Source organism: Pseudomonas sp. RL (assembly GCF_000647775.1).
In the GTDB taxonomy this organism is placed as follows: domain Bacteria; phylum Pseudomonadota; class Gammaproteobacteria; order Pseudomonadales; family Pseudomonadaceae; genus Serpens; species Serpens flexibilis.
Genome location: NZ_JBOY01000042.1, coordinates 1 through 20,813, shown reverse-complemented (window position 1 = coordinate 20,813; position 20,813 = coordinate 1). Strand labels below are relative to the sequence as shown.

At 61.8% G+C, this 20,813-nt stretch carries 22 protein-coding genes; 13 read left to right on the top strand and 9 right to left on the bottom strand.

Annotated elements, in window-relative coordinates:
* Positions 1–343 precede the first annotated feature (343 nt).
* Positions 344–3,817, bottom strand: coding sequence for a PAS domain-containing hybrid sensor histidine kinase/response regulator (locus AS93_RS0107940; RefSeq protein ID WP_027590119.1), 3,474 nt, complete (start codon positions 3,815–3,817; stop codon positions 344–346).
* Positions 3,818–4,112: 295 nt separating this feature from the next.
* On the opposite strand from AS93_RS0107940, the gene AS93_RS0107935 reads away from it, so the two are divergent.
* Entirely contained in the window at positions 4,113–4,694 is a 582-nt protein-coding gene (locus AS93_RS0107935) for a GNAT family protein (protein WP_027590118.1), read from the top strand.
* Here the strand turns inward: AS93_RS0107935 and AS93_RS0107930 are convergent.
* On the bottom strand, positions 4,672–5,865 hold the full coding sequence (locus tag AS93_RS0107930) for a benzoate/H(+) symporter BenE family transporter (RefSeq protein ID WP_027590117.1): 1,194 nt from the start codon (positions 5,863–5,865) through the stop codon (positions 4,672–4,674). The genes AS93_RS0107935 and AS93_RS0107930 overlap by 23 nt on opposite strands.
* A gap of 24 nt (positions 5,866–5,889) precedes the next feature.
* The gene (locus tag AS93_RS0107925) at positions 5,890–6,330 is read right to left on the bottom strand and encodes a MarR family transcriptional regulator (RefSeq protein WP_027590116.1); all 441 of its coding nucleotides are present in this window, start codon (positions 6,328–6,330) and stop codon (positions 5,890–5,892) included.
* Positions 6,331–6,412: 82 nt separating this feature from the next.
* On the opposite strand from AS93_RS0107925, the gene AS93_RS0107920 reads away from it, so the two are divergent.
* On the top strand, positions 6,413–7,576 hold the full coding sequence (locus AS93_RS0107920; RefSeq protein ID WP_027590115.1) for a PLP-dependent aminotransferase family protein: 1,164 nt from the start codon (positions 6,413–6,415) through the stop codon (positions 7,574–7,576).
* A gap of 21 nt (positions 7,577–7,597) precedes the next feature.
* A complete protein-coding gene (locus AS93_RS0107915; RefSeq protein WP_027590114.1) occupies positions 7,598–8,203 on the top strand; it encodes a glutathione S-transferase family protein in 606 nt (201 codons plus the stop codon).
* 99 nt (positions 8,204–8,302) lie between these two features.
* On the opposite strand, the gene AS93_RS19920 is transcribed toward AS93_RS0107915, so the two are convergent.
* Entirely contained in the window at positions 8,303–8,809 is a 507-nt protein-coding gene (locus tag AS93_RS19920; protein ID WP_051587389.1) for a lysozyme inhibitor LprI family protein, read from the bottom strand.
* Positions 8,810–9,036: 227 nt separating this feature from the next.
* Between AS93_RS19920 and AS93_RS0107905 the strand changes: the two genes are divergently transcribed.
* The 3 genes from AS93_RS0107905 to AS93_RS0107895 all read left to right on the top strand — a co-directional run bounded on the left by AS93_RS0107905 (position 9,037) and on the right by AS93_RS0107895 (position 11,162).
* A complete protein-coding gene (locus AS93_RS0107905; protein WP_027590113.1) occupies positions 9,037–10,506 on the top strand; it encodes a DASS family sodium-coupled anion symporter in 1,470 nt (489 codons plus the stop codon).
* Between the two features lie 67 nt (positions 10,507–10,573).
* Entirely contained in the window at positions 10,574–10,726 is a 153-nt protein-coding gene (locus AS93_RS20575; RefSeq protein ID WP_155956122.1) for a hypothetical protein, read from the top strand.
* A gap of 139 nt (positions 10,727–10,865) precedes the next feature.
* The gene (locus tag AS93_RS0107895; RefSeq protein ID WP_027590112.1) at positions 10,866–11,162 is read left to right on the top strand and encodes an antibiotic biosynthesis monooxygenase; all 297 of its coding nucleotides are present in this window, start codon (positions 10,866–10,868) and stop codon (positions 11,160–11,162) included.
* Positions 11,163–11,167: 5 nt separating this feature from the next.
* Here the strand turns inward: AS93_RS0107895 and AS93_RS0107890 are convergent, their stop codons facing one another.
* Positions 11,168–11,644, bottom strand: a complete 477-nt coding sequence (locus AS93_RS0107890; protein WP_155956121.1) for a hypothetical protein — start codon at positions 11,642–11,644, stop codon at positions 11,168–11,170.
* A gap of 158 nt (positions 11,645–11,802) precedes the next feature.
* Here AS93_RS0107890 and AS93_RS21080 point away from each other — a divergent pair, with 158 nt between their 5' ends.
* From AS93_RS21080 to AS93_RS20195, 7 genes are all read left to right on the top strand, one after another.
* Positions 11,803–12,657: an SRPBCC family protein gene (locus AS93_RS21080; RefSeq protein WP_256214721.1), complete on the top strand. Its 855-nt coding sequence runs from the start codon at positions 11,803–11,805 to the stop codon at positions 12,655–12,657.
* 477 nt (positions 12,658–13,134) lie between these two features.
* Positions 13,135–13,743 (top strand): type VI secretion system-associated protein TagO, encoded by a 609-nt coding sequence (locus AS93_RS20210; protein WP_081798247.1) that lies wholly within the window; start codon positions 13,135–13,137, stop codon positions 13,741–13,743.
* 531 nt (positions 13,744–14,274) lie between these two features.
* A complete protein-coding gene (locus AS93_RS0107880; protein ID WP_027590109.1) occupies positions 14,275–14,508 on the top strand; it encodes a hypothetical protein in 234 nt (77 codons plus the stop codon).
* A gap of 94 nt (positions 14,509–14,602) precedes the next feature.
* The gene (locus AS93_RS20205) at positions 14,603–15,895 is read left to right on the top strand and encodes a hypothetical protein (RefSeq protein WP_081798246.1); all 1,293 of its coding nucleotides are present in this window, start codon (positions 14,603–14,605) and stop codon (positions 15,893–15,895) included.
* Positions 15,896–15,976: 81 nt separating this feature from the next.
* The gene (locus tag AS93_RS0107870; RefSeq protein ID WP_027590108.1) at positions 15,977–16,393 is read left to right on the top strand and encodes a hypothetical protein; all 417 of its coding nucleotides are present in this window, start codon (positions 15,977–15,979) and stop codon (positions 16,391–16,393) included.
* A gap of 94 nt (positions 16,394–16,487) precedes the next feature.
* Positions 16,488–17,033, top strand: coding sequence for a hypothetical protein (locus AS93_RS20200; RefSeq protein ID WP_074467555.1), 546 nt, complete (start codon positions 16,488–16,490; stop codon positions 17,031–17,033).
* Between the two features lie 483 nt (positions 17,034–17,516).
* Positions 17,517–17,855, top strand: coding sequence for a potassium channel family protein (locus AS93_RS20195; RefSeq protein WP_234703321.1), 339 nt, complete (start codon positions 17,517–17,519; stop codon positions 17,853–17,855).
* A gap of 281 nt (positions 17,856–18,136) precedes the next feature.
* Here AS93_RS20195 and AS93_RS18940 read toward each other — a convergent pair whose 3' ends face one another.
* The 4 genes from AS93_RS18940 to AS93_RS18935 all read right to left on the bottom strand — a co-directional run.
* Positions 18,137–18,871 (bottom strand): pseudouridine synthase, encoded by a 735-nt coding sequence (locus AS93_RS18940; protein ID WP_037008727.1) that lies wholly within the window; start codon positions 18,869–18,871, stop codon positions 18,137–18,139.
* Positions 18,872–18,922: 51 nt separating this feature from the next.
* A complete protein-coding gene (locus AS93_RS0107860) occupies positions 18,923–19,612 on the bottom strand; it encodes an aspartate/glutamate racemase family protein (protein WP_027590107.1) in 690 nt (229 codons plus the stop codon).
* Between the two features lie 60 nt (positions 19,613–19,672).
* Entirely contained in the window at positions 19,673–20,167 is a 495-nt protein-coding gene (locus AS93_RS0107855; RefSeq protein WP_027590106.1) for a GNAT family N-acetyltransferase, read from the bottom strand.
* Between the two features lie 159 nt (positions 20,168–20,326).
* A partial coding sequence (locus tag AS93_RS18935) for a methyl-accepting chemotaxis protein (RefSeq protein ID WP_037008725.1) occupies positions 20,327–20,813 on the bottom strand: 487 nt, incomplete at its 5' end.

The window sequence follows — 20,813 nt, the reverse complement described above, 5'->3', positions numbered from 1 at the left end:
GGCGGTGCGTCGGCAGCCGCTCTGGAATGCGGGTTTAGCGGCATTCTGACCGGCGTGGTGCCGGCTGCCAAGCGGCTGGGTGAATACGCTCGCGGCTCATCGACTCGCCCTGCGCGCCGTGCCGGCGCGGTGGTGGGCAAGGAAACGTTGTCCACCCTACGGAACTGCCGCAGGCGTAGGGTGGATCGCGCTGCATCGATCCACCAACGCGCCGCAGACGCGCCGTGCCGGCGCGGTGGTGGGCAAGGAAAACGTTGTCCATCCTACGGAACTGCCGCAGACGTAGGGTGGATCGCGCTCCATCGATCCACCAAAGCACCGCAGACTCGCCGTGCCGGCGTGGTCAGCGCAGGCGCAGGTGCCGGCTGATCAGCGCGCGCAGCGCGGCGGGCTTGACCGGCTTGGTCAGGTAGTCGAGGCCGGAACCATGCACCTGGGCCACCAGTTCCGGGCGACTGTCGGCGCTGATCACCACGCCGGGGATCGGCTCGCCGAGGCGGCTGCGCAGCCAGCTCATCAACTGGATGCCGGTGACACCGCCGTCCAGGTGGTAGTCGACCAGCACCAGCAGGGGCTTGCTGCCGTCCTTGAGCAACTGCTCGCACTCCTGGCGGTTGCGGGCCGTCCACACCTGGCAGCCCCAGCGCGACAACAGGCTGCGCATGCCGAGCAGGATGCTTTCCTCGTTGTCCACGCACAGCACCTGCGCACCGCTCAGATTGCCGGTGTCCGGCTGGAAGGCGCCGACGCGGGGTGCGGGCTCGGTCTTGCGCGCCAGCGGCACGGTGACGCTGAACACGCTGCCGCGGCCGATCCACGAGCGCACCTCGATACGGTGATCGAGCACCTTGCACAGGCCGTCGGCAATGGCCAGGCCAAGGCCCAGACCCTTCTCGGCGCGGGTCTGGTGGCTGTCCAGGCGCTTGAACTCCTCGAAGATCTCCTGGCGCTTGTCCTCGGGGATGCCCGGGCCGCGGTCCCACACCTCCAGGCGCACCTGATCGCCCTGGCGACGCACGCCGAGCAGCACCTCGCCCTTGGCGTAGCGAAAGGCGTTGGTGAGGAAGTTCTGCAGCACGCGGCGCAGCAGCTTGGGATCGCTGTCGATGCGCAGGCGGCTGCTGCGCATGCGCAGGTCCACGCCCTGTTCCTGGGCCAGCGCGCGGAACTCCACGCCCAGGGTGTCGAACAGGCTGCTGATCGGAAAGGTCTGGCGATCCGGGGTGATGCGCCCGCTTTCCAGGCGCGAAATGTCCAGCAGGTCGCTGATCAGGTCCTCCACCGAGCGCAGCGAGCTGTCCAGGTGCTGCACCAGTTCGCGGGCTTCGGCCGGCAGGCTCTGTCCAGAGTGGGCCAGCGACGCGGAGAACAGTCGCGCGGCGTTGAGCGGCTGCATCAGGTCATGGCTGACCGCGGCCAGGAAGCGCGACTTGGACTGGTTGGCGGTCTCCGCGTTGCGCTTGGCGGCAATCAGCGCCTCATTCAGCTCGGACAGCTCGCGGGTGCGCTCGGCCACGCGCTGTTCCAGGCCCTCGTTGGCTTCCTTGAGCGCCGCCTCGGCCTTACGGAATTCGGTGATGTCGGTGAAGCTCATGACGAAGCCACCGCCGGGCATCGGGTTGCCGATCAGCTCGATCACCCGGCCGTTGGGGAACAGCCGCTCGGAGGTGTGCGGCGTGCCCTGGCGCATCCAGTAGAGGCGCTTGATCACGTGGGTTTCCGGGTCGCCCAGGCCGCACAGGCCACGCTCGGCGTTGTAGCGGATCACATCGGCGATCGGCCGGCCGACATGGATCAGGTGCTCGGGATAACCGAACAGCTCGATGTAACGGCGGTTCCAGGCCACCAGGCGCAGCGACTGATCGACCACGCTGATGCCCTGGGTGATGTTCTCGATGGCGCCCTGCAGCAGCGCGCGGTTGAACTGCAGCACCTCCGAGGCTTCGTCGACAATGCGCACCACATCCTCGACCTGCATGTCGCGGCCCTCGATGGCCGCCTTGACCACCGCGCGGGTGGAGGAGGCGCCCAGCACGCCGGCCAGCAGGCGCTCGGTGTGCGCCGTCCAGGCCTCGTCGGCGGCATCGGACGGATTGAACGCCTTGCCCTGGCGCATGGCGAAGCGCATGAAGCTCTGCTCGGCGCGCTCCACACCGACGAAGCGGGCGGCCAGGGCCAGCAGGTCGCTGACCTGCACCGCCAGCAGCGCGCGGCTGCTCGGCCGGTGCAGTTCCTGGCCGATGAATCGGCTGGCCTGCCAGTACTCCAGCACCCGGGTACGGGAGAACAGCGACACCAGGGCGAACAGCAGGAAGTTGCCGATCAGCGAGAGCACCAGGCCACGGGTCAGTGGGTCCACGTCGATCCACAGCGGGAAGTGCAGCAGTGTCTCCAGGCCGGGGAACAGCTCCAGCGACCAGCCGAGGCCGCCGGCCACCAGCGGCAGCACCAGGGTGTAGAACCAGATGATCGAGCCGGCAATCAGCCCGGCGAACACGCCGCGGCGGTTCGCCTGCTTCCACAGCAGGGCGCCGAGCATGGCGGGGGCCAGTTGCCCGATGGCGGCGAAGGACACCATGCCGATGGTGGCCAGGCTGGTATTGGCGCCCAGCAGGCGATAGCTGACATAGGCCAGCAGCAGGATGACCACGATGCTCACCCGGCGGGCGGTGAGCATCCAGCTGCGGAAGGCCTCGAACGGGCGCTCCTCTTCCTTGCGGCGCAGCAGCCAGGGCAACAGCATGTCGTTGGAGATCATGGTGGACAGCGCCACGCTGGCGACGATCACCATGCCGGTGGCGGCCGAGGCGCCACCGATGAACGCCAGCACCGCCAGGGTCGGGTTGTTCTGCGCCAGCGGCAGGCTGATCACGAAGGAGTCCGGCTGCATGTCGGACGGCAATAGCAGTTGCCCGGCCAGGCCGATGGGCAGCACGAACAGGGCGGCGAGAATCAGGTACAGCGGGAACACCCGGCGGGCCAGGGTCAGGTCCTGGGGCGCGTTGTTCTCCACCACCGTGACGTGGAACTGGCGGGGCAGGCAGACCACCGCCACCATCGCCAGGTAGGTCTGCACCAGCATCGCCGGCCAATTCACTTCTTCCTGCCAGAACGCTTCGAGCTCCGGCGACGCCTTGGCCTGCTCGAACAGGTCGGTGAAGCCGTCGAACAGGCCGAAGGTGACGAACACCCCCACCGCCAGGAAGGCCAGCAGCTTGACCAGCGATTCGAAGGCGATGGCCAGCATCATGCCCCGGTGGTGCTCGGTGACGTCCAGGCTGCGGGTGCCGAACAGGATGGCGAACAGCGCCAGCACCAGCGAGACGAGCAGTGCGGTGTCCTGGGTGCGCAGGTCGTACTCCGCCGGGTCGGCGCCGATCAGCAGGTCGAAGCCCAGCACGATGGCCTTCAGCTGCAGGGCCAGATAGGGCAGCACGCCGACCAGGCAGATCAGCGCGATGGCGATGGCCAGGGTCTGCGACTTGCCATAGCGGGCGGCGATGAAATCGGCGATGGAGGTGATGTTCTCCTGCTTGGAGATCATCACCATCTTCTGCACCACCCAGGGCGCGAACAGCAGCAGCAGGATCGGCCCCAGGTAGATGGGCAGGAAGGCCCACAGCTGCTCGGTGGACTGGCCCACCGCGCCGAAGAACGTCCAGCTGGTGCAGTAGACGGCCAGCGACAGGCTGTACACCCAGCCGCGCATGCGCGGCGACAGCGGCGTCTTGCGGCGATCACCGTAGAAGGCGATGGCGAACAGCAGGGCCAGGTACGCGAAGGCGATGAAGGCAATCAGCCCGGGGGACAACGACATGCAGACTCCGAAAAGCGAGGCGGGACTTCGATCGTCTGGCGGCGGCGCCCACCAGGCGACCACACCTTACAAGCCTGCCTGCGCCGAAAGAAGAAAGGATACGGAGGGGAATTCTCGCAGAAAGACCGCGAAGGGCACCGATCGTTGCGACCAAGGTCGCAGGGGGACGGACGGCACGGCGGAAATGTGACGGGCTTTGCATAATCGCTGTGTTTCTTGTGGTCGTACGCCTCGGTGGGCACGGCGGATTTACCGCTTGGCTATCGTCAAGGCCTCACATCGGAGAGTCGTGCAGATGTTCAAACCCCAGCCGGTCACCCTGCGACGCGGAGCCCTGTGCCTGGAACCCCTCGCTGAAGCGGACCTTGTGGAATTGCTGAGCCTGGCCGAAGCCAATCGGCAGTCGCTGATCTACATGAACGGCCCGCTACGCCCCGACTGGTATCGCCAGGGGCTGGCCGAGCAGCGTGAAGGGCAGGCGGTGATCTATGCCGTGCGGCAGGATCACGCCCTGGTTGGCACTACCCGTTTCTTCGATTTCATGCCCGGACTGCCGGCGGTGGAAATCGGCGGCACCTGGCTGGCCGAGGACCGGCACGGCAGTGGCCTGAACGCGGCCATCAAGTTCCTGATGCTGCGCCAGGCCTTCGAGCAGTGGGAAATGGTCCGCGTGCAGCTCAAGACCGCCGCCAGCAACCTGCGCGCCCAGCGCGCCATCGAGAAGCTCGGCGCCCGGCGCGAGGGCCAGCTGCGCAACCATCGCCGGCTGGCGGATGGCCGGCTCGACGACAGCATCCTCTACAGCATCACCGACCGCGACTGGCCGGAGATTCGCCGCACCCTGGAAACGGAGCTCAGCGCCGCCGCCCGCCCTTGAGGATCGCCAGGGTCAGCAGCCCGGCGACGATGCCCCAGAATGCCGAACCCACGGAGAACAGCGTCATGCCCGAGGCGGTGACCAGGAAGGTCACCAGCGCCGCCTCGCGCTCGCTGGGCTCGCTCATTGCCTGGGTCAGCCCGCCGATGATCGAGGCGAACAGCGCCAGGGCGGCGATGGACAGGATCAGCGCCGCCGGCAGCGCGGCGAACAGCGCCGCCAGCGTGGCGCCGAAGACCCCGGCGATGCCGTAGAAGATCCCGCACCACACGGCGGCGGTGTAGCGGCGGGCGGGGTTCTCGTGGGCTTCCGGCCCGGCGCAGATCGCCGCACTGATGGCCGCCAGATGAATGCCGTGGGAGCCGAACGGGGCGAGCAGCACCGAGGCCAGCCCGCTGACCGTCAGCAGCGGCGAGGCGGGCACGTCATAGCCGTTGGCACGCAGCACCGCCATGCCCGGCAGGTTCTGCGAGGCCATGGCGACGATGAACAGCGGAATGCCGATGCTGATGGCCGCGCCCAGGGAAAACTGCGGCGGGGTCCATTCCGGCACCGCCAGGCGCAGCTCGAAACCGGAAAAATCCAGCAACCCCAGCGCGCCGGCCAGGCCGCTGCCCACCAGCAGCGCCGCCAGGACGGCGTAGCGGGGCAGCCAGCGCTTGCCGAACAGGTAGGCCAGCAGCATGGCCAGCACCAACGCGGGCTGCTGCTCGGCCGCCACGCAGATTTCCAGTCCGATCCTGAACAGCACGCCGGCCAGCAGGGCGGCGGCGAGGGAGGCGGGGATACGGCGCATCAGGCGGTCGAAGCTGCCGGTCAGGCCGATCAGCACGATCAGCGCGGACGCCAGGATGTAGGCGCCAATCGCCTCGCCGTACGGCACGCCCGGCAGGCTGCTGATCAGCAGCGCGGCCCCGGGCGTCGACCAGGCGATCATCACCGGCGCCCGGTAGCGCAGTGACAGGCCGATGCAGCACAGCGCCATGCCGATCGACAGCGCCCAGATCCACGAGGAGATCTGCCCGGCGCTCAGCCCGGCGTTCTGTCCGGCCTGGAACATCAATACCAGCGAGCTGGTGTAGCCGGTGAGCATGGCGATGAAGCCGGCCACCACGGCGGAAGGGGAGCTGTCGCGCAGGAAGTGCGCGGAGCGCAGGGAAGGCGCGTCCATGGCGAACCTCGTCGTGGAAAGGGATTAGCCCGGCAGTTTCTCGGCCAGAGCCTGATTGACGCGCAGCCAGCCGGCAACCGCCTCTTCGCCGACCTCGCCGAAGACCGCCTGCAGGGTGCGGATCTGTTCCTGGCGCAGCTTCTGCTCCAGCTTGGCGCCTTCCGGGGTCAGCGCCAGCAAGCGCTTGCGCTTGTCGTCGGCGGCCGGGGCGCTCTCCACCAGCTGCATCTCGACCAGCTGGCGCAGCGGGATGTTCAGCGCCTGCTTGGTCACGCCCAGGCGGATCAGCAGCTCGCTGACGCTCAACCCCGGCTGGTGGGAAATGAAGAACAGGATGCGGTGATGCACCCGCGACAGGCCCCGCCGCGCCAGCATTTCGTCCGGCTTGGCGGTGAAGGCCCGGTAGGCGCCGAAGAAGGCTTCCATGATCTGTCGCTGGCCGGTGCTTTTTTTTAGGTCAGTCATATTGACGTTTTCGCGAGCCGAGGCGTAATTTTCAGGTCAACAGGTTTGACCCAATTCTCTGCCTATCGCCCCGGTGACATCAATGGCTTTTTCCGAACGCATTTCTCGTCTCAAGAGCTCCCTCATCCGCGAAATCCTCGCCGCTGCACAGCGTCCGGAAGTGATGTCCTTCGCCGGTGGCCTGCCTGCCGAGCCCATGCTGCCGACTGTGGACTGGAGCGCCATGCCGGCCTCGGTGTCCCAGTACGGCATGAGCGAGGGCGAACCGGAGCTGCGCGAGCTGATCGCCGCCGAGGCCCGCTCGCTGGGCCTGGACTGCGAGGCGTCGCAGGTGCTGGTCACCTGTGGCTCGCAGCAGGCGCTGGACCTGGTCACCAAGCTGTATGTCGACCCGGGCACCGAGATCCTCGTTGAATCGCCCACCTACCTGGCCGCGCTGCAGTCCTTCCAGCTGTTCGGCGCCCAGTGCCTGGAAGTGCCCCAGGAAGCCGACGGCCCGAACATCGCGGCCCTGCGCCAGCGCCTGGAAAACCACAAGCCGGCGTTCGCCTACCTGATCCCCACCTTCCAGAACCCCTCGGCGGTACGCTACAGCGAAGCCAAGCGCGACGCGGTGGCGGCTCTGCTGGACGAGTTCGGCGTCACCCTGGTGGAGGACGAGCCCTACCGCGAACTGGTGTTCGATGACTACAAGGCTGCACCGATCACCAGCCGCCTGAAGACAACCGGCTGGATCTACACTGGAACCGTATCCAAGACGCTGCTGCCGGGGCTGCGCGTGGGCTATCTGATCTGCAGCAAGGAGCTGTTCCCGCACTTGCTGCGTCTCAAGCAGGCTGCCGACCTCCACACCAACCGCATCGGCCAGTGGCAGGCCGCGCAGTGGCTGGGCACCGAGAAATTCCAGCGCCATCTGGCCGAGCTGCGCAGCTTCTACCGGGTGCGCCGCGATGCCATGCAGAAGGCGCTGGAAGAGCACTTCGGCGAACTGGCCGACTGGAACATGCCGCAGGGCGGTCTGTTCTTCTGGCTGAAGCTGAAGAACCCGATCGACACCCGTGCGCTGATGCACAAGGCGCTGGCCGTGGATGTGGCCTTCATGCCGGGCGAGGCCTTCTTCATCGACCCGGACAGCAATCCCGGTTACATGCGACTGAACTTCAGCCATGTGGCGCCGGAGCGCCTGGGTGAGGGCCTGCGCCGGCTGGCCGGCGTGGTTCGGGAAGCCCAGGCCGCCAACTCATAGCCGTGTGAGGAGTATTGCGAGATGTTCAGGGTTTACGGGGATCACCGCTCGGGCAACTGCTACAAGGTCAAGCTGATGCTGCACCTGCTCGACCGGCCCTACGAATGGGTGCCGGTCGATCTGACCAGCGGCGAGACCCGCTCCGAGGCCTTCCGGGCCATCAACCCCAACGGCAAGATTCCCGTGCTGCAGCTGGAGGATGGCACCAACCTGTGGGAATCCAACGCCATCCTCAACTACCTGGCCGATGGCAGCACCTTCCTGCCCAGTGATCCGCGCCTGCGCACCCAGGTGCTGCAGTGGCAGTTCTTCGAGCAGTACAGCCACGAGCCGTACCTGTCGCGGGCCCGCTATATCAAGGTGTTCGAGGGCAACCCCGACGCTTGCCGCGAGGAGTACGAGGCCAAGTGCTACGACGGCTACCACGCCCTCGACGTGATGGAGCAGCAGCTCAAGCGCACCCCGTTCCTGGTCGGTGACGCCTGCTCCATCGCCGACGTGGCGTTGTATCCCTTCACCTCGCTGGCCGAGGAATCGGGTTTCGACCTGAGCAACTACCCGGCCATCCGGGCCTGGCTGCAGCGGGTGGCAGCCCTGCCGGGCTACATCCCCATCACGGCGGAGTAGGCGTGCCCTTCGTGGGAGCGAATTCATTCGCGAGCTTTTGAGGCCGACCCAGAAGCTCGCGAATGAATTCGCTCCCACGGTTCGGGGTCCGAGACCTCTTCACGGAATCGGCAGATCCCGCGCCATCGGCGCCAGGTCGCGCAGGCATTCGCCCTGTTCGAAGATGCGGTCCTGCTCGGAGATCGCGTTGATGCATTCTCGGGCCGCCTGCACATCCTCCAGCCGCTGCTGGCCCAGGCTCAGTTCGCAATCGGTGGCGTAGGTGCTGGGCCAGCTGCCACCGGCGCCGGTCAGCGCACCGATCAACTGACACTCCCCCGCGCGATAACGCAGCCACGCCTTCTGCTGGTCGCGCAGGGCACGGGTCAGCATGCCGTCGGGCTGCGGCGTCTCGTCCGTTACCGGCGCTGCGCCCACCTGCTCGATCAACGCCTTGTGAGCCACGGCCAGTTCCTCGTCCAGTGTCCGCAATTCCTCGGCCAGCAGCACACCCGTATGCATGGCGCTGCCTTCCGGCCAGCATTCGGCGCGGTCGGTGCAGTCCTGGGCGAACCCCAGGGTGGGCAGGGCGGTGAGAAGGAGCAGAGCAGTGGCGCGGTACGGCATACGAGGCAGCATCCGGAAGGGTGGCAAAAAGCGCAGCAGAGTGTGTCGATTTGCCGAAGCCAGGGCAACAGGCGTCGAGGCGGGGCATTGCTCTGCGGCAAGGTTTGCCGACCGGTCGGTCACTAAAATGGCGCAACAACAAGCCGGGACACCCCCGGCGCCATGCCGGAACCGGTTACCGCCGGTATCCGCAGGTCGACCTGCATGCTCTCCTACAAGGACCCTCCATGACCCTCACCGAACTTCGCGCCCGGCTGCCCTGGGGCCTGCTGCTGGCCATCGCGGCCGGCGGCCTGATCGCGTTGCTGCCGCCGCTCCCCGGCCTGCCCCAGGCCGGTCAGTACATGCTGGCCATCCTCGCCTTCGCCGTCATCGTCTGGATCACCGAAACCGTGTCCTACGAAGTCAGCGCCATCATGATCATCGGCCTGATGGCCTTCCTGCTCGGCAGTGCGCCGACGGTGGCCAACCCCGAGGTGCTGATCGGCACCAAGGGCGGCCTGGCCATGGCCCTGGCCGGCTTCGCCAACTCGGCGCTTGCGCTGGTGGCCGCGGCGCTGTTCATCGCCGCGGCCATGACCCACACCGGGCTGGACAAGCGCATCGCGCTCTACACCCTGTCCAAGGTCGGCGCCAGCCCGCGCCGGGTGCTGATCGGCGCCATCCTGGTCACCATCATCCTCAGCTTCATCGTGCCCAGCGCCACCGCCCGCGTGGCCTGCGTGGTGCCGATCATGATGGGGGTGATCGCCGCCTTCGGTGTGGACAAGCGCTCCACCTTCGCCGGCGCGCTGATGATCCTGGTGGCGCAGGGCACCAGCATCTGGAACGTCGGCATCCAGACCTCGGCTGCGCAGAACCTGCTCACCACCGGCTTCATGCACAAGTTGCTCGGCGAGTCCGTCACCTGGATGGACTGGCTGATCGCCGGCATGCCGTGGAGCATCCTGATGTCGGTGGTGCTTTATGTGGTCATCGTCAAGCTGATGCCGCCGGGCGTGGGCAAGATCGAAGGCGGCAGGGACGCGGTGCGCAACTCCCTGCGCGAACTGGGCGCCATGAGCGGCGGCGAACGCAAGCTGCTGGCCATCACCCTCGGCCTGCTGGCCTTCTGGGCCACCGAAGGCAAGCTGCACAGCTTTGATACCGCTTCCGTCACCATGGTCGGCCTGGCGCTGCTGCTGATGCCCGGCCTTGGCGTGATGAGCTGGAAGGAGGCGCAGAACCGCGTGCCATGGGGCACCGTGATCGTCTTCGGCGTCGGCATCAGCCTCGGCACCGCGCTGCTCGGCACTCAGGCCGGTTCCTGGCTGGCGCGCGGCCTGGTGGACAACCTGGGCATGGAAGGCATGTCGCCGTTCTGGGTGTTCGCCGTGCTCGGCCTGTTCCTCATCCTCATCCATATCGGCTTCGCCAGCGCCACCGCGCTGACTTCGGCGATGCTGCCGATCATGATCGCCCTGCTGCAGCAGCTGGGCGGCGACATCAACGCGCTGGGCATGAGCATGTTGCTCGGCTTCGTGATGAGCTTCGGCTTCCTGCTGCCGATCAATGCCCCGCAGAACATGGTCTGCATCGGCACCGAGACCTTCACCTCGCGGCAGTTCCTGCGTACCGGCGTGTGGCTCACCCTGGTCGGCTACCTGCTGATGCTGGTGATGGCGCTGACCTGGTGGAAGTGGCTGGGCTGGATGTAGAGCCACGCGGCACCCTGAACCATGACGGAGCCTTTATGCTCCGTTCATTTTCCGCAGTCGAGGCGCTATGAAACGTCATGGTTCTCTCCTGGCCCTGGCTGCCGGCCTGTTGTTCAGCCTGCTGGGCATCCTCCTGGCGTACCTGAGTCACGCTCGCGCCGTACTGCCCTATAACGAGCAAGGCATCTATTTCGACGGTGCGGCAACGTTCAAGGAGTAGGCCGTCGAGGTGTATGCCCTGCTGGCAGTCCTGGCGTTTGCACTGGCCGCCCTGTGCCTTGCCCTGTACCGACGTTTCAGGTGACGTTCAGGCGCTACGCTTCTCTCGCCCACCGGGCGCTATCAGGCAAGGAGGCCCCATGTACGTTGTCATCTTTCGCGCGAAGGTCAGGGCGCTCGACGACGAGTATTTCCGTGTCGCTTCCCGCATGCGCGAGCTGGCGCTTGCGGAGTTCGGTTGCCTTGAATTCCATGCCGTGAGCGAAGGGGATAACGAGGTGGCGTTGTCCTACTGGCCAGACGAAGCCGCCATCAAGGCCTGGAAGGCGCATCCCGAACATCTTCTGGCGCAGAAAGCCGGGCGCGAGCGCTGGTACGCGTCCTATTCGGTCCAGGTAGCCTGCATCACGCGGGATTACCAGGTGTCGGCGAGCTGAATGCCTCAGCGCGGCGGGGGGAGCCGCAGCCCGTTGTCATGCAGCGGCCGGTAGATACCCGGCGGATGCGGGTTGTGGCGCGACGGGAAGTCGTTCCTGTCCGGAACAACCTGCCGGGGCGGCGGGTATCCACGCGGGGTATCTAAGGACGGTGAGTGCGGATAGAAGCGCACCCCCCAATCCAGGCGCTCCCGTGGATAGGACCAGTCTCCCTGGGGGGAGTGATCGTAGCGGTATTGTCCGGACCCATACACGCGATCCTCGTAGCGGTAATAGCGGTAACGCTGCGGATAGCGAGAGTCCCGTTGCATGCGCGGGTCATGCCAGCCTCGCGGGTGCGGCCCATACCGGCCGCGCTCGTCGTGTTGCATCAGTTTGGAGCGGGTGTCCCGGGCGCGGTCCGAATCGGCCAGCGAGAACAACGACCCACCCATCAGCAGCAGGCCGCCGAGCACGACGGCAGTCAAGCGCAAGACATGCATGACGGCACCCTCCAAGTGGTTCTGGCCAGTATGGACCGCACGATGCGTGGGATCTCGCTTGAGCACCGGCCTCTCGCTGTCCGGCATCCAATGCTTGCAGGTCGTCGTGACAGGGAAGGCCAGTCGGCGGCCTTTTTCAGCCTATCGTGGAGGCCGCCATGCACAGGTCAATCGCACGGGCAGGGACGCTGGCGCTCTCGCCCGCCCTCAGCGGCGCGGCAGGGGCGCAAACTCCGCACGAAGGGGAACCGCCCGAACAACTGGGCGAGGTGAATTTCCAGGTGTCCTGCACCCCGGCCGCGCAGCGCACCTTCAACCGGGCCATGGCCCTGTTCCATTCCTTCTGGTTCGATCCTGCCAAGCAGGCCTTCGCGACGGTGCTGGAGCAGGACCCGACCTGCGCCATGGCCCACTGGGGCATCGCCATCATGTCCATGGGCAATCCGCTCGCGTGGCCGCCCAGCCCGCCGGCGTTGCAGGCCGGCGCCAACGCCTGGTCCCAGGCCCAACAGCTCGGTGCCGGCAGCGAGCGGGAAAACGCCTACATCGACGCCCTCGGCGCGTTCTTCAAGGACTGGCAGAGCGCCGAACACCGGCCCCGCGCGCTGGCGCTGGAGAAGGCCATGGGCGCACCGATTGAACGGGTGTGGAGTGCATGGACCACTCCAGAAGACATCACCCAATGGAATGCCGCATCCGATGATTGGCATACCACCCGGGCGAGCGTTGATCTTCGCGTCGGCGGAACCTTCTCATCACGCATGGAAGCCAAGGACGGCAGTGCCGGGTTCGATTTTGCAGGGACCTATACGAAGATCGAACACCATCAATTGATTGAGTGTGAGTTTGGCGGGCGCACCTTGCGGGTGGAATTTCTCACCGGGCCGAATGGCGTCACCGTGCGGGAAACCTTCGAAGCGGAGCAGACGCACTCGGAAGAGCAACAGCGTGCGGGTTGGAAATCCATTCTGGATAACTTCTCCCGCCACGTGGAAGGCAAGACCACCGCTTAATTCAGGTGCCTACGTGCGCTGGCCTGATGGGCCGGCGCGATTCAATTTCCCCGTTCCTCCCGACTCAGCCCACGGGCCGCAGCCCTAGGGCGGCCGGCCGGCGGCCATCCTGCGCCTGGCTTTCCGTTCAGCCTAAGAGCTGTGTCGGCATGACTCTGCGCTTACTGGGAGTAGACAGTGAGATGGCGAATTAGTAGCTTCCGGTTGCCGGTTGCGTGCTAGACAGCGCTCAAGCGAATACGTTAAGCCGGATTTTGGTGTTGTTAACTTGTTGTTTTGAAAGGTTTTTCTGTTGGTGGGTGCTGTCTGGTCTGCGGAATTATACGGAACGCTCCCGTTATCCATTAGCACCGAATTCCATCTAATCACTGTTAACTGTACAAATGAAGCTAGACCGCACTAAAGAGCTGATACACGGAACTATCGATAAAGCTGCCCCTGCCGGCGGCGTTAAGCATCACAAGGAGATATCGAAGTATGCTCAAGAAAATTATTCTATTGGTAGCTGTATTTGCCTTTTCTGGCCAAGCTATCTCAGCAATAGACGATAAAGAATACGCTAAATGCGCTGTTATTGACGGGGACTTGGCTCGCTTAGAGTGCTTTGACAATTTGGCAAAAAAGAAAAATCTTGATGGTCGGCAAGTTCAGCCAACGTCTATAGAAGGCAAAGGAAAATGGAAAGTCTCTGTAGATGTAAACCCAATTGATGACTCAAAGACTGTTACATTAGTCCTGGATGCGGATTCGGGCAAAAATAGATGGGGTAATCCTGTCTTTCTAGTCGCAAGATGCCAAAGTAATTCTACAGACCTTTACATAGGGTGGAATGATTATCTTGGTAGTGAAGCGGACGTACTTACGCGAGTCGGCGATAACAAAGCAGTCACGCAAAGGTGGAGTATGTCCACTGATAAAAAGGCATCTTTTCATCGTAAACCGATACCCTTCTTAAAAGAAATGCTAACTTCACCAAAATTGGTAGCTCAGGTAACTCCCTATAATGAGAGTCCTGTTACAGCTATTTTTAATACCGCTGGTTTAGAGAATGCAATTAAACCACTTCGGGAAACTTGCAGTTGGTAATGCTTAACAAGGCCAGCCAGAGGGACAGCCAAACAGCTGCGCGTTTTGTCTGCCCCTGCTGGCGGCGTTAACCACACTGGCAATCTGGAGAGCCGTGCATTGTGGAAGTTTGATCCAGTCATCAGGGATGCTAGCTATTATCGTCGGCGCTGGTCATTCATTAATGGTTTGTTCAGTTTCGTGTTCCTGGTTGCCGGTACGGTGGCATTCTATTTCGACAATGTGACGCTACTTGGGCGCACGGGACTCGCTGAGTTTTCGGGTAAGTGGGCCCACGGGGTAGGGGTGGCTTCCTTTTTTGTTGCTGCCTATTGGACTTATCAGTCACTAAAGGAGTATCGAGTCTCTTTGCTCATACTCATGGCCCCGTTTTTAGCTGCGGCAGCAGTGTCGGCAATTTTGCTAGCCATCAAGTATGGTTAACAAGTCGTTGTAGTACGTTCCGGGCCTGCCGGCCCTACACCGGACGCCCATTTCGCTGCGCTACATGGGCGCCGCTAAACGTTGGCGTTATGTGCCAAAGGAAGGCTTATGTCGTTGCCTAAAGATAGAGTTGTAGTCGCAAGCGATGTGAATCCTCGAGACGGGATCGGCGTTGAAATCTACCGAGATGACGAATTAATCGTTGAGATTTTCAGAGATGATACGGACAGAACTCGAACCGTAACTGTGTTCAAAGATTCAATTTCGCTTGAGCTAATGGAAGAGTCTATTCAAATTTTCAAAAAAGAGATTCCTTGGGATTTCATTGAATACGATGAGTAGGCACATAACAATGCGCTCAAATCGCTCACTCCGTTCGCTGGGACGGGCTAAAGCCCGCCCCTTAGCTTAATCGTTAACCGTCGAGGAGACTTAAGTGGCATCTCCACTATCTGATCTGGACGAACTTGTTTTAAAGTGCCGAGATCAAAAGGCTAAGAATTACATTAGAGAAGCTGTTGCCTGTTATAAAGCTGGCGCTTTCCGTTCTGCAATCGTATCAACATGGATTGCAGTATCCTTCGATATTTTGGATAAATTGAAAGAGCTATCTCTCGCTGGAGATAAAGAAGCGGAAAAGCAAATTGAGGCCTTTGATAAGGCACGAAGAATCGGCGATATTGCAAATTCTTTAAAATTTGAAAGAGATATATTGTCTGTTTGTAGAGATAAGCTTGAGCTGATATCGCCTGTGGAGTTCATTGACTTAGATCGATTACAAGAAGATCGCAATAGATGTGCCCATCCATCAATGACAGCTGACGGAGAGGTCTTTAACCCGTCAGCTGAGCTGGCAAGAATGCACATAAGATCAGCAGTTGAGCATTTACTTCAGCATCCGCCTGCGCAAGGAAAATATGCGCTAGATTCTTTAACTTCAGAAGTCGAATCTGAATATTTTCCAACTGATATTAAAAAGGCTATTGTGGCATTTGAAAGCAGTCCCTTAAAGAAAGCAAGGGATAGTCTAATAAGAAATTTTACTATTGTACTGCTGAAAAAGCTGATCAATGACGCCAAGGATTACAAAGAAATATATAGGCTATCAACAGCCCTTAATGCTATAGGTGTTATTCATCGAGATGCTTACAGAATCACTCTATCAGATAAGCTGTCAAGTATTGTGCGGTCATTGGAGGCTGAAAACCTTGATAGAGTTATCCTGTTAATACATCATGTTGAAGATAGCTGGTCTCACTTTGCAGCAGATGTCAGACAAAAGTTCCAGTCTTACGTTGAAAATCTACCTAAGGAAAAACTTGATGACATTGATGTTTTTCTTTCAATAAATGACCTGAAAAATTTCGCGGAGAAAAGGTTGCGAAAAGCTACTCGGGCAGAGTTAGATGAACCGTTGTATTTCACTGTGCCGTCGCAAGTAAGTGATCGAATTATTGAGTTGTATTCTGAATCGCGAAGTTTTGATCAAGCGAATAGTTTTGCGTCGACTGTCATAAGGTATGCGGGCGATTACAGCAAAGAGCAGATACAAAAAATAATAAATGCATGCGGTAAAAATGATCAAATTGAGCATAGCTTCGAAGTCGGTTCAGTAGTAAACGCACTAAGAAAGAACAAGAATGTGACTGACGAAGAGGTAGATGAGTGGCTAATAGAGGCAGGTTTAAACAAGTTTGCCAAGGTAAAGGATGAAGAAGTCGATGGTTAACAAAGCGCTGCTGCCGGACAAATTTTCCGCTGCGCTCCAAATTTGCCGCAGAGCGCGGCGTTATGCATTAAGGGGGAGTCAGTGCTCGAGCCAGTAGTTCAGGAAGAAACCACGGGATGCGGAATCGCGTCGGTTGCCAACATTCTGGGCAAGACGTACTCAGAGATGAAGGCCGTAGCCAATGCTATGGGTATCCATGCTTCGGATAAGTCGTTGTGGTCGGATACGGGGTATGTCCGGCGTATGTTGTCGAGCGCAGGTGTCAAAACTTCCGCGGATGAAACCCCATTTGAATCTTGGGAGGCATTGCCCAATCTGGCATTGTTGTCTATCAAGCACCATCAGGAAGAAGGCAAGGATTTCTGGCACTGGGTTGTATTCAAGCGCGTGGGAGGTCAACAATTTGTGTTGGACTCGGCTAGTTACCTAGCATCCAATATCCGTCAGGATTTCGACGCCATGGAGCCCAAGTGGTTTATTGAGGTCGAAAATGCATAACCAGGCGCTGTTGTCACCGCTATCGCGGCGGGGACGGCTTACGCTTCGCTCCAGCCGCCCCAAAGCTTGTCGTTAGCCGCCTACGGAGACCCGCGTGGCCAATCGCACATACCTAATGAATCACGAGTCCGGTGCCCCGCGTACCGCAGCAGAAATTGAGAATACCTGTCTGCTCGGGGCGAACTATCAGCTTCCTATTCTTTGGCTTGCTCTGTTTGACCAAGATGATATAACCACCGTGCCAGTCGCATGCACTAATGGCGCTGGCGACCAAATCGTTGAGAACATCCCAACGCTCTTCACCTCCACCGTAAAAGCCAAAGCTACCTATGCATCGCGACGGACCGCACTGGCCCAAGCTTTGGGTGTTGAATGCGCGCCTTACATCGCCGAATGGGAGTCCTTTATCAGCTCCAATATCTCAGCCCCCTCTGTGCAGGTTGATCTCGTCGAGTTGTGGATGATGTATGACAACCCACCAGATTTTGCAGTCGATATCCGTGAGTGGCTCTCAGGAGTTAGTGCGCCTGTTGGCGCACAATGGAATAGCCTTTGTTCCCAAGCATCCTTCGGCGATGCCGCAGTTCGGCGCTACGGCATTCGCGGGTTTCCGTGGCAGGCCAAGCTGGCGTGGTCGTAACATACGGCTAACCCATCATTCCACCGGACCTGCGCGAAAAGCCGCGCAGTCCGGTGAATTCAAACGTTATGCGGAATTCTTTCTGGTCGGTCTGGGCAATATGGAAGTTGGTTTATTGGCCGCTAATTCTTTTTGTTCATGCGAAGCCTCGGTGCTCGCAGCAGGTCCGCCGTATCGCCTGTGCGGGCTTGCGCCCTGGCATCGCTGGGTTGTCGCGCACGCGCCGTGCAGAGGTGCGTGAAACTTCCGTTCATTGCGGGCTTGCCAGTTTGCTTTTACTCGGCTGCGCTGGCGTTCAGCTTGGCAGTGCTTGTCTTGGGTCTTTAGGATAACAAGCAGTTCAAATCGTTCGCTTCGCTCACTGGGACGCCCGCGCTCAACGAGGTCTATTCTGTCGCCACAGGCTGCGATCACGGGGTGGTCCTTGGCTCCGTACGTTGGGCGTTACGATATGGATCAGTCAATCTTGTTGAGATTATATTATTGGACAATAATCCTGGTGTGTTGAGAAGAAGATTCTGGCGTGCGTTGTTTTTCGGTCTGAAGGTTGTGTGGCCGAGACTTTCGATTCTTTTCGGTTTAATGGTGACGCTCGGAATCGTTATTGGCTGGCGTGAGGGCTGGTCCATACATGAGTCGCTGTATTTTTCATTTGTGACAGGATTGACGATCGGCTATGGAGATTTTGCGCCGAAAACAATTTTTACGCGCACTTTGGCTGTACTGATTGGTCTGTGCGGTATGCTTTTTACTGCGCTGGTTGCGGCAATTGCCGTAAAGGCGCTTACGATAACGATGGAGAAAAATAAAACTAATAAATGAGAGTGGTTGCAAGACGATATGCGCGGCAGTCAGCGTTATCTGAATCCTTCGGTAAGGATGTCTGCTTGCATCTTGATGTCTAATAAATGGGCATTGCCATGAAGAGGACAATTTTAGCTTTATCGCTCGTTGTATTTGCCTCTGCGGCTGTCGCTCATGGCGGCGGCTGCCGGAAAGACAGCCCCCGGGACAATGCTGTCATGCGGGTTCCAAGCCATACCACTGTCATTAATCATCGGTAAACATGCACGCGCCCGGCGGCCAGGCCGTGGCTTGACCGCCTACGCAGCCGCACCTTCCTCGAATATCCCCCGCACCACCTGCTGAAAATCCTCACTCGGATCCGCCTGCAGGTGCATGGCTTCGCCCGTGACCGGGTGGGTGAAGTGCAGCTCCGTGGCGGCGAGCATCAAGCGGCTGTAGCCGAAGCGTTGGGCGAAGTAGTGGTTGTGCCGGGTGCGGCCGTAGTTGGTGTCGCCAATGATCGGGTGGCTGAGGTGCTGCATATGGCGGCGCAGCTGGTGTTTGCGGCCGGTCAGTGGGTGCAGCTGCAGCAGGCTGTAGCGGCTGGTGGGAAAGCCTTCGATCTCGACCTCCAACTGCGTGGTGGCCAGGCGGCTGTAGCGGGTCTGCGCGTCGCGCACGGGCTGGGGTTCGTCCTTGAGCCGCTTGTCCACGGCGTGTTCCTTGAGGGCGTGGTCGATCAGGCCGGACTCCGGCGGCCAGCCGCGTACCAGTGCCCGGTAGGTCTTGCGCACGGTGTTGGCCATCATGGCCTGGCCGAGCAGGCTGGCGGTGTGCGGGTCGCGGGCAAACAGCAGCAGGCCCGAAGTGGGGCGGTCCAGCCGGTGCACCGCGTAGACGTGCTCGCCGCCGTTCAGTTCGCGGGCGTATTGCAGGGCGAATTCGGTTTCGTGCTTGTCGATGGGGCTGCGGTGTACCAGCAGCCCGGCGGGCTTGTGCACCGCCAGCAGCCAGTCGTCCCGGTAAAGCTCGGTGAGCGGGTTGTCGGTCATGCGCGGGAAGTCGGCGGCGAAAGGGGCGGCGATGATACCGCCCCCTGTGCGTCAGTCCAGCGCCGCTTCTGCCGCCCGGCGCGCATGCAGGGCGGTGGTGTCGAACAGCGGCACGCGGGCATCCTCGCTGCCCACCAGCAGGGAGATTTCCGTGCAGCCGAGGATGATCGCTTCGGCGCCCTGTTCCACCAGCGCTGCCATGATGCGCCGGTACTCTTCCCGGGAGCTGCCGCGAATGTGTCCCAGGCAGAGCTCCTCGTAGATGACGCGGTGGATCACGGCGCGATCCGCCTCGTCGGGCGTCAGCACCTCGAGTCCGTGCTGCTGCAGGCGCTGGCGGTAGAAGTCCTGCTCCATGGTGAAGCGGGTGCCCAGCAGGCCGACCCTGGACAGCCCGGCGCGTTTGATGGCATCGGCGGTCGGGTCGGCGATGTGCAGCAGCGGAATGGAGACAGCCGCTTCGATATCCCCGGCGACCTTGTGCATGGTGTTGGTGCACAGCACCAGGAAATCCGCGCCGGCCCGTTCCAGCGCCCGGCCCGCATCGGCCAGCAGGGCGCCGGCCGTCGTCCAGTCGCCGGCCTGCTGCAGGCGCTCGATGTCGTGGAAATCCACGCTGTACAGCGCCAGCTTCGCCGAATGCAGCCCGCCCAGGCGCGCCTTGATGGTTTCGTTGATCTGCCGGTAGTAGGGAATCGTCGATTCCCAGCTCATGCCGCCGATAAGGCCGATGGTTTTCATGGGGGCATCCTGAACGTTGACTCAGGCTCGACTCTACCCGCTGGAGTCGGTGGCGGAGGATCAGTCGACCTGCGGCGCAATGTCGCGGGGCAGGCGCAGATGGACAAGCGCCACCGGCGCGCCGGCCTTGTCGCGGCGTTCCTCGATGGCGCTGGGCGTGAAGCCCAGCCGCGGGTAGAGCAACAGGCCGGCGGTATTGGCGTTGAAGCAGGACACCTTCACCTCGGTGGCGCGGTGCTTGTCGAAGGCCAAGGCGCACATGACCTTCATCAGGTACGAGGCCACACCGCGCCGGCGCGCATCGGCGGCCACCATCACGTTGCCGATGGCGCAGATGCCGCCTTCTGCCCACTGGTAGAAGTTGGCGAAGGCCACCACCCGGCCGTCCAGTTCGACCACGGTCGAATCGCTGCGCTGCTCGATGGCGGCGCGCAGTTGCTCCGGCGTGAGGGGGAATTCGGCCCTGGGGAAGCAGTAGAACAGCTCCTCCGGCGTGCGGGGCAGGGCGCAGAGGGCGGACAGGTCGGCGTCGGTGACGGGGCGATGGGTCGGCATGCGGGTCAGACCTGAGACAGAGGAAGGGCAGACTAGCGGCCGGCCTGGACCGAGCTCAAGTGCGGTAGGGTGGTCAACGCATGCGTTGACCACCACGGCGGCCATGCCGTTGGCATGACCGCCCTACGGACTGCTGCTTTGCGGACCCGGGCTCGGCCTTTACAGCTTGAACTGCTGCACCAGGCCGTGCAGGTGCTTGGCCAGGGCGCTCAGTTCGCGGCTGGTTTCCACGTTCTGGCGCGAGGCGTCGCTGGTGTCCTCGGCGATCTCGCTGACGTTGGTGATGTTGCGGTTGATCTCCTCGGCCACCGAGCTCTGTTCCTCGGCCGCCGAGGCGATCATGGCGTTCATGTCGTTGATGGTCGCCACGGCGGCGGTGATCTGCTCCAGCACGCGACCGGCGTCGGCTACCTGCTCGCGCCCGGCCTCGGCCTTCTCGCAGCTCTTCTCCATGACCTCGACCGCACGGCGCGCGCCGCTCTGCACCTTCTCGATCATCGACTGGATCTCTTCGGTGGAGTGCTGGGTGCGCGAGGCCAGCGAGCGGACCTCGTCGGCCACCACGGCGAAGCCGCGACCCTGTTCGCCGGCGCGCGCCGCCTCGATGGCCGCGTTGAGGGCCAGCAGGTTGGTCTGGTCGGCGATG

Bases quoted from the DNA above. Each gene is read 5' to 3' on its own strand.
- AS93_RS0107905 (WP_027590113.1), top strand. From the start codon at position 9,037: ATGACCCTCACCGAACTTCGCGCCCGGCTGCCCTGGGGCCTGCTGCTG.
- AS93_RS0107940 (WP_027590119.1), bottom strand. From the start codon at position 3,817: ATGTCGTTGTCCCCCGGGCTGATTGCCTTCATCGCCTTCGCGTACCTG.
- AS93_RS0107925 (WP_027590116.1), bottom strand. From the start codon at position 6,330: ATGACTGACCTAAAAAAAAGCACCGGCCAGCGACAGATCATGGAAGCC.
- AS93_RS0107920 (WP_027590115.1), top strand. From the start codon at position 6,413: ATGGCTTTTTCCGAACGCATTTCTCGTCTCAAGAGCTCCCTCATCCGC.
- AS93_RS0107890 (WP_155956121.1), bottom strand. From the start codon at position 11,644: ATGCATGTCTTGCGCTTGACTGCCGTCGTGCTCGGCGGCCTGCTGCTG.
- AS93_RS0107915 (WP_027590114.1), top strand. From the start codon at position 7,598: ATGTTCAGGGTTTACGGGGATCACCGCTCGGGCAACTGCTACAAGGTC.
- AS93_RS21080 (WP_256214721.1), top strand. From the start codon at position 11,803: ATGCACAGGTCAATCGCACGGGCAGGGACGCTGGCGCTCTCGCCCGCC.
- AS93_RS0107880 (WP_027590109.1), top strand. From the start codon at position 14,275: ATGTCGTTGCCTAAAGATAGAGTTGTAGTCGCAAGCGATGTGAATCCT.
- AS93_RS0107930 (WP_027590117.1), bottom strand. From the start codon at position 5,865: ATGGACGCGCCTTCCCTGCGCTCCGCGCACTTCCTGCGCGACAGCTCC.
- AS93_RS20210 (WP_081798247.1), top strand. From the start codon at position 13,135: ATGCTCAAGAAAATTATTCTATTGGTAGCTGTATTTGCCTTTTCTGGC.
- AS93_RS18940 (WP_037008727.1), bottom strand. From the start codon at position 18,871: ATGACCGACAACCCGCTCACCGAGCTTTACCGGGACGACTGGCTGCTG.
- AS93_RS0107895 (WP_027590112.1), top strand. From the start codon at position 10,866: ATGTACGTTGTCATCTTTCGCGCGAAGGTCAGGGCGCTCGACGACGAG.
- AS93_RS20575 (WP_155956122.1), top strand. From the start codon at position 10,574: ATGAAACGTCATGGTTCTCTCCTGGCCCTGGCTGCCGGCCTGTTGTTC.
- AS93_RS0107860 (WP_027590107.1), bottom strand. From the start codon at position 19,612: ATGAAAACCATCGGCCTTATCGGCGGCATGAGCTGGGAATCGACGATT.
- AS93_RS19920 (WP_051587389.1), bottom strand. From the start codon at position 8,809: ATGCCGTACCGCGCCACTGCTCTGCTCCTTCTCACCGCCCTGCCCACC.
- AS93_RS0107935 (WP_027590118.1), top strand. From the start codon at position 4,113: ATGTTCAAACCCCAGCCGGTCACCCTGCGACGCGGAGCCCTGTGCCTG.
- AS93_RS0107855 (WP_027590106.1), bottom strand. From the start codon at position 20,167: ATGCCGACCCATCGCCCCGTCACCGACGCCGACCTGTCCGCCCTCTGC.